The organism is Massilia jejuensis (assembly GCF_042656795.1).
Classification (GTDB): domain Bacteria; phylum Pseudomonadota; class Gammaproteobacteria; order Burkholderiales; family Burkholderiaceae_D; genus Telluria; species Telluria jejuensis.
The window spans coordinates 100,024-106,514 of record NZ_JBHSMS010000053.1 but is presented as its reverse complement, the minus strand read 5'-3'; the positions used below and the strand labels follow the sequence as shown (position 1 = coordinate 106,514).

Here is a 6,491-nt window from a genome sequence, read left to right as displayed (position 1 = left end):
CCCCAGGCGCCTTTCCTTCCACGGCAGATTCAGTCCCGGCAGCCCGAAAGCCTGTCCGCCCAGCGCCACGCTCAGCAGCAGCGCATGCGCCAGCAGCGACATCGCGAGCGCCGCGTTCAGGCGCCATGGCGCGCGCTGCGCAAAGAACGGCGCCGGCGCGCCGAATGCCGCGTGCACAGGCGCAGCCGGTTCCTGCGGAACCGCTGCGTGAACTACCTGTACGGCATGGATCGGTGTGGACATGGTGACGAGACGCGCAGATGCCAATGAAGCAAGGAACTCAGCGATGCTATCACAGGCGCCCCGGCCGACGCGTCATGCCGGCACGCGCGCGTGCCCGTGTCCCTCAATACGTGCCCGGCAGCAGGATCCTGCTGTCGACGTCGCGCACGTCGCGCAAACCGCAGAAGGCCATTGTCAGGTCGAGCTCGTTGCGGATGATCTCCAGGCAGCGCGCCACGCCCGCCTCGCCCATCGCGCCCAGCCCGTACAGGAAAGGCCGTCCGATGTGCACACCCTGCGCGCCCAGCGCCAGCGCGCGGATCACATCCTGGCCGGAGCGGATGCCGCCGTCCATGTGCACTTCGATCTCGCTGCCCACTTCGGCGACGATCGCCGGCAAGGCCCCGATGCTCGACTGCGCGCCGTCGAGCTGGCGCCCGCCGTGGTTCGACACGATCAGCGCGTCGGCGCCGCTCTTGACCGCAAGGCGCGCATCCTCGGGGTCCATGATGCCCTTGATGATCAGCTTGCCGCCCCAGCGCTCCTTGACCCAGGCCACGTCGTCCCAGGACAGCGTCGGGTCGAACTGCTGCGAGGCCCAGGACGAGAGCGAACTCATGTCCGACACGCTGCTCGCATGGCCGACGATGTTGCCGAACTGGCGGCGCGGCGTGCGCAGGATGTTCCAGCACCAGCGCGGCTTGGTCGCCAGGTTGATCAGGTTCGGAAGGGTCAGCTTGGGCGGCGCCGTCATCCCGTTGCGCAGGTCCTTGTGGCGCTGGCCGAGCACCTGCAGGTCGAGCGTGAGCACCAGCGCCGAGCACCTGGCCGCCTTGGCGCGGTCGATCAGGCGGTTGATGAAGTCGCGGTCCCGCATCACGTACAGCTGGAACCAGAACGGTGTCGTGGTGTGCCTGGCCACGTCTTCGATCGAGCAGATGCTCATCGTCGAGAGCGTGAACGGCACGCCGATCTTCTCTGCCGCGCGCGCGGCCAGGATCTCGCCGTCGGCATGCTGCATGCCGGTCAGACCCGTGGGCGCAAGCGCCACCGGCATCGCCACTTCCTGGCCGACCATGGTGCTCTTCAGGCTGCGGTCGACCAGGTTGACCGCGACGCGCTGGCGGAACTTGATCTTCGCGAAGTCCTCCTCGTTGGCGCGGTAGGTCGATTCGGTCCACGAGCCGGCGTCGGCGTAGTCGTAGAACATGCGCGGGACGCGCTTCTTGGCCAGGACCCGCAAGTCCTCGATCGTCGTGATGATGCTCATGCGTGGATTTTCCTCTCCTCAGGGGGTATGGTGGAACGCGCCTCGGCCGCTCTCAGCGGCAACTCGAGTACGAATACGGTGCCGCTGCCGGGCGTGCTCTCGACGCGAATCGAGCCGCCCAGCAGCGTAGTGGCGATGGTATGGGCGATGTTCAGGCCGAGGCCCGTGCCGCCCTGCCCCATGCGCGTGGTGAAGAAGGGGTCGAACACGCGCGCCAGGTGGGCGGCCGGGATGCCGCGGCCGTCGTCGCCGAAGACGATGCGCACCCAGTGCCGGTCGAGCAGTTCGGCCGACAGGCGCATGGCGCCGCCGGGACCGTCGAAAGCATGCAGCAGCGCGTTGTTGACGAAATTGATCAGGACCTGGCCCAGCGGGCCCGGGTAGCTGTCCATCGCGATCCCCTCGGGTACCGCGAGTTCGAGCGTGTGGCCGGCCATGCGGACCTTGTTCATCAGCGTGGCCACGATTTCATGGCAGGCGCGCGCAAGGTCGAAGCGGCGGCGCTGGGCGCTGGCCTGGTCGACCGAGACCTGGCGGAAGCTGTCGACCAGGTCGGCCGCCTGGTTCAGGCTGCGCATGATCAGTTCCGACGCTTCGCCGGCCGCGCCGACATAGGCTTGCAGGGCCGAGCGACGCAACGCGTCCGTCTCGAGCGCATGGGCGATGCCGAGCGTCTTCTCATGCAGCGTGCTGGCCATCAGGAGACTGTTGCCGATCGGGGTGTTCAGTTCGTGCGCCACGCCGGCCACGAGCGAACCGAGCGAAGCCAGTTTCTCCTGCGCCGCGAGCTGGCCCTGGACGTCCTTGAGCTGGCGGTAGGCCTGGGCATTGTCGAGCGCGACGCCGACATAGGCGGCCAGCGTGCGCAGCATGTCGAGGTGCACGCGCTGGTAGGCGCGCGGGGCGAAGCTTTGCACCGTCAGGGCGCCCAGTACGCGCTGGCCGACCGCGACCGGCATGTACAGCAGGGAACGCGGCAAGGCGGTAACCGACGCATCGGGCACGCAGGGCAGCACGCGGGCCGCTACCTGCCCGGGGTCGGCGCCCGGCAGGTAGCGCGCGGCGTCGAGCGCGAGATCGTCGATGAAGACCTCGCGCCCTTGTTCGACGCACCAGGCGACCAGCTGGCGCGGGTCGCGCCGCTCGACGCTGCTCGGCGCGCGCCGGCTGCCCTCCACCACCGCGTACGCGTAGTCGAGCAGCGCGCCGTCGGGACGGACGACGGCCACCGCGAACACGGGCGCTTCCATCAGCACCCGCACGTGCTCGTGGAGCGTGGCCATGATCGCCTCGGTGTCGAGGTTCGCCGTCAGGCGGCGGCCGATGTCGGACAGCAGCGCGATGCTGCGGCGCGCGCTGTCGGCGGCCTCGCCCTGCTCCTCGGCTTCGCGCTTGCGCTGTTCGGCCGCGTCCTTCTGCAGCACCAGTTCGGCCGTGCGCGCGTTGATCTCGCGCGCCAGCACGTCCTTTTGCTGCATCAGCGCGCGGATGCGCAGGCGGTAGCCGGCCACCACGGCGGCGGCCACCAGCGCCAGCACCAGCAGGCGGAACCACCAGCTCTTCCACCAGGGCGGCATCACCGTCACCGCCAGCGCCGCCGGCGCTTCGCTCCAGACGCCGTCCTTGTTGCTGGCGCGGACCCTGAACACGTAGGTGCCGGGGTCGAGATTGGTGTAGGTGGCAAAACGCTTGTCCGCGTCGGTGGCGACCCAGCCGGCATCGAAGCCTTCGAGCCGGTAGGCATAGCGGTTGCTGCCGGGGGCGGCGTAGTGCAGGCCGGCGAATTCGAACGAAAACACCGATTCGCGGTGGCTCAGCGTGATTTCGCGGGTACGGTCGATCGGCGTGGCCAGGCGCTGCGGCTTGTTAAAGACAAGGAAATCGGTGATCCGCACCAGCGGCGGGACGCGATTGTCGCGGATCGCGTCGGGAGAAAAGGAGGTGAGCCCGTTGACGCCGCCGAAGTGCAGCCGGCCGTCCGGTCCGCGCGCGGCCGAGGCCACGAAAAAGGTGCCGTCGATCAGTCCGTCCTTGGCCGTGTAGTGCTTGTACAGTCCGCTGTCCGGATCGTAGCGGCTGATGCCGTCGGTCATGCTGGCCCACAGGCGGCCGCGCGCGTCTTCCAGCACGGCGCCGATCGGCAGCGGCTCGTCCGCATCGCGCAGCTTGACCAGGCGAAAGCCGAGCTTGCCCGCAGGTCCCCGCTCGGCCCGGTGCAGGCCGCCGGCGGTGCCGACCCAGAGTACGCCGCGCGCACCGAGCGCGAGGGAATACACGCGGTTGTGGCGCAGGCTGGCCGCGTCGAGCGGATCGTGGCGGTAATGGGTGAATGTCCCGCTGCGGCGGTCGAACCGGTCCAGGCCGTTATCGGTGCCGATCCAGAGCATGCCTTGCGCATCCTCGACCATCTCGAACAGGGTGTTGTCGCCCAGGCTGGCGGGCCGGCGCGGGTCGTGGCGCCAGTGGCGGCGCACGGCCAGGTCCTCGCCCAGCTCGTACAGGCCGGCGCGCGTGACGACCCAGAGCACGCCGTCGCGGGTACGCAACACGCCCTGCACCGCGGCCGTCCCCAGGTCGGGCAGCGCGATCTGGTGGAAGCGCCCGCCGTCCACGCCGCTCCAGGCCAGGGCCCCGGCGCTGCCGACATACAGGCGCTGGTCGACGATGGAGAGGCTGTGGACGACGTCGTTCGGCAGTGTGTCGTCGCGGCCGGGCCGGTGCCGTTGCTGCTCGGTGCGCCCGGTGTCGGGGTCGAGCAGGACCAGCCCGCCGCCGGTGGTGCCGATCCAGACCTTGCCGTCGGCGCGCACGGCGACGTCGCGCGCCTTTTCGAAGCCGATGCGGTAGCTGTCCTCGGGACGGAAGCTGAAGTTGTGGAAACCGCCGCTCGCCAGGTCGGTGCGCGAGAGACCGCGGAAACGGGTGCCGACCCAGAGCGTCCCGCTGCGGTCGATGCGGATCGAGGTGACATGGTTGTCGGACAGGGTGTGCGCGTCGAGCGGCCGGTTGCCGTAGGAGACGAAGCGCCCGCTGGCCGGGTCGCGCCAGCGCACGCCGTCGATGTCGGTGCCGACCCAAAGCGTGCCGCCGGCATCGTGGTAGAGGGCCATGACGCGCGCCCCGCCTTCGCCTTCGCCGTCGCCGACGGCGCGCCGGCGCGGCACGGCATCGCTCAGGTCCCAGGCTTCCAGGCCGGCGTCGGTGCCGATCCAGAGCGTGTCGCGCGGCCCCATCGACAGGGCATTGACGCGGGCGCGGCGCGGGTCCTGCCCCGTGAGCGCGAAATATTCGAGCTGCCCGGCGCCGGGCAGCAGGCGCCCCACTCCGCGCGCGGTGCCGGCCCACAGCACGCCCCGGCCGTCGAAGGCCAGGGCGCTGACGGCGTCGCCGCCCGGGTCCGGGTGGCGGATCGTGGTGAAGGCGCCGCTGGCCGGATCGAAGCGCTTGATGCCGTCGGTCGTGCCCAGCCAGAGGATGCCCTGGCCGTCGGCGACGATCGCGTTGACGCTGCGGTTGATGCTGGCGCCCGTGCCGCCGTCGGCCAGCGGGTAGCGCACGAACTTGGCGGCGGCCGCGTCGAAGCGCGCCAGGCCACCCTTGGTGCCGAACCACAGGCGGCCCTCGGCGTCCTCGAAGGAAACGTTGACGAAGCTGTCCGGAAGCGAGTCCGGATTGCGGGGGTCGGCCCGGTAAACCGTCATCTTGTAGCCGTCGTAGCGGTTCAGGCCGGCCTGGGTGCCGAACCACATGAAGCCCTGGCGGTCCTGCAGGATCGTGAGCACCGACTCCTGCGACAGGCCATGTTCGATCGATACCTGTTCGAAGCGCAGGTGGCGCGGCGCGGCCGCTGCGGCCATGTCGCCCGGCGCCAGCAGGCCGCACAGCGCCGCCAGCAAGGTAAGCACCGCGTTTACGCCCCGGTGCAAGGTGTTGCCCAGCATAGTCTCTTGGAATCGGATACAGAATGCATAATCTACCAGAGGAAGCCAAACAGTTGTAATAAATTAAGACTTCCGCAACGCCGACGCCGCTGCTATAATGCGTCTCACGGGCGGCTGTAGCTCAGCTGGATAGAGTACTTGGCTACGAACCAAGGGGTCGTGGGTTCGATTCCTGCCAGCCGCACCACGCAATACGAAGGCCAGATCGCGAGATCTGGCCTTTTTCGTTCGGGCGTCCGCGCGGCGCTTTCCCGCGCATCCGGCCGGCGCGGGCAGGCCCTTCCCAAGCCGGCGATGCCCCGCTATAATGCGTGGCTTGGGCGGCTGTAGCTCAGCTGGATAGAGTACTTGGCTACGAACCAAGGGGTCGTGGGTTCGATTCCTGCCAGCCGCACCACGGATACCGAAGGCCAGATCGCGAGATCTGGCCTTTTTCGTTGGCCTGCACGCGCGGCGAAGCGAAGCCGGATGCGCCGCCGCCACGCACGCCTTCCCATTTTACCAAGGCCCCGCTATAATGCGGGGCTTGGGCGGCTGTAGCTCAGCTGGATAGAGTACTTGGCTACGAACCAAGGGGTCGTGGGTTCGATTCCTGCCAGCCGCACCACGAATACCGAAGGCCGGATCGCGAGATCCGGCCTTTTTCGTTGGCCGGCCCGGCCGGCGCCGGGACCTGGGTGCCGCCGCCATGCAAGCCCTTCCCTTTCCGAGGATGCCCCGCTATAATGCGTGCTTCGGGCGGCTGTAGCTCAGCTGGATAGAGTACTTGGCTACGAACCAAGGGGTCGTGGGTTCGATTCCTGCCAGCCGCACCATAGTTTCAAAGAAATGGCTCAGAAGAGATTCTGGGCCATTTTTCCTTTCCGCGACGCTCGCCCGTACGCGCGCTCCCAGCCCGATTCGCCGTGCGGACCCGAGCGGTTCTACCTGCAGGCGAGTCTTAGATGGGACTTAGCTCGGCAGAGGACGCGCACTTCTCTTTTCGTAGGAGGGCGCTGACGTTATTCGGGCAATCTGCCATCCTTTTCCACTCAACAATTGCCTTGAAATCTGCGCCC

Annotated in this window: 2 protein-coding genes and 4 tRNA genes; 4 read left to right on the top strand and 2 right to left on the bottom strand. The window is 68.4% G+C overall.

Features of this window, described 5'->3' with window-relative positions:
- Positions 1 to 346: 346 nt before the first annotated feature.
- The gene (locus ACFPOU_RS16830; protein WP_379723662.1) at positions 347 to 1,492 is read right to left on the bottom strand and encodes an alpha-hydroxy acid oxidase; all 1,146 of its coding nucleotides are present in this window, start codon (positions 1,490 to 1,492) and stop codon (positions 347 to 349) included.
- A complete protein-coding gene (locus ACFPOU_RS16825) occupies positions 1,489 to 5,433 on the bottom strand; it encodes a two-component regulator propeller domain-containing protein (protein ID WP_379723659.1) in 3,945 nt (1,314 codons plus the stop codon). The genes ACFPOU_RS16830 and ACFPOU_RS16825 overlap by 4 nt, the downstream gene beginning before the upstream one ends.
- Before the next feature lie 110 nt (positions 5,434 to 5,543).
- Here ACFPOU_RS16825 and ACFPOU_RS16820 point away from each other — a divergent pair.
- The 4 genes from ACFPOU_RS16820 (at position 5,544) to ACFPOU_RS16805 (ending at position 6,248) form a co-directional block, all read left to right on the top strand.
- Positions 5,544 to 5,620: transfer RNA gene (locus tag ACFPOU_RS16820), tRNA-Arg, on the top strand.
- A 133-nt stretch (positions 5,621 to 5,753) separates the two neighbouring features.
- A tRNA-Arg gene (locus tag ACFPOU_RS16815) sits at positions 5,754 to 5,830 on the top strand.
- Between the two features lie 133 nt (positions 5,831 to 5,963).
- Positions 5,964 to 6,040, top strand: a tRNA-Arg gene (locus ACFPOU_RS16810).
- 131 nt (positions 6,041 to 6,171) lie between these two features.
- A tRNA-Arg gene (locus ACFPOU_RS16805) sits at positions 6,172 to 6,248 on the top strand.
- Positions 6,249 to 6,491 lie beyond the last annotated feature (243 nt).

Excerpts from the sequence above, each read along its gene's own strand:
- ACFPOU_RS16825 (WP_379723659.1), bottom strand. The coding sequence starts at position 5,433 with ATGCTGGGCAACACCTTGCACCGGGGCGTAAACGCGGTGCTTACCTTG.
- ACFPOU_RS16830 (WP_379723662.1), bottom strand. The coding sequence starts at position 1,492 with ATGAGCATCATCACGACGATCGAGGACTTGCGGGTCCTGGCCAAGAAG.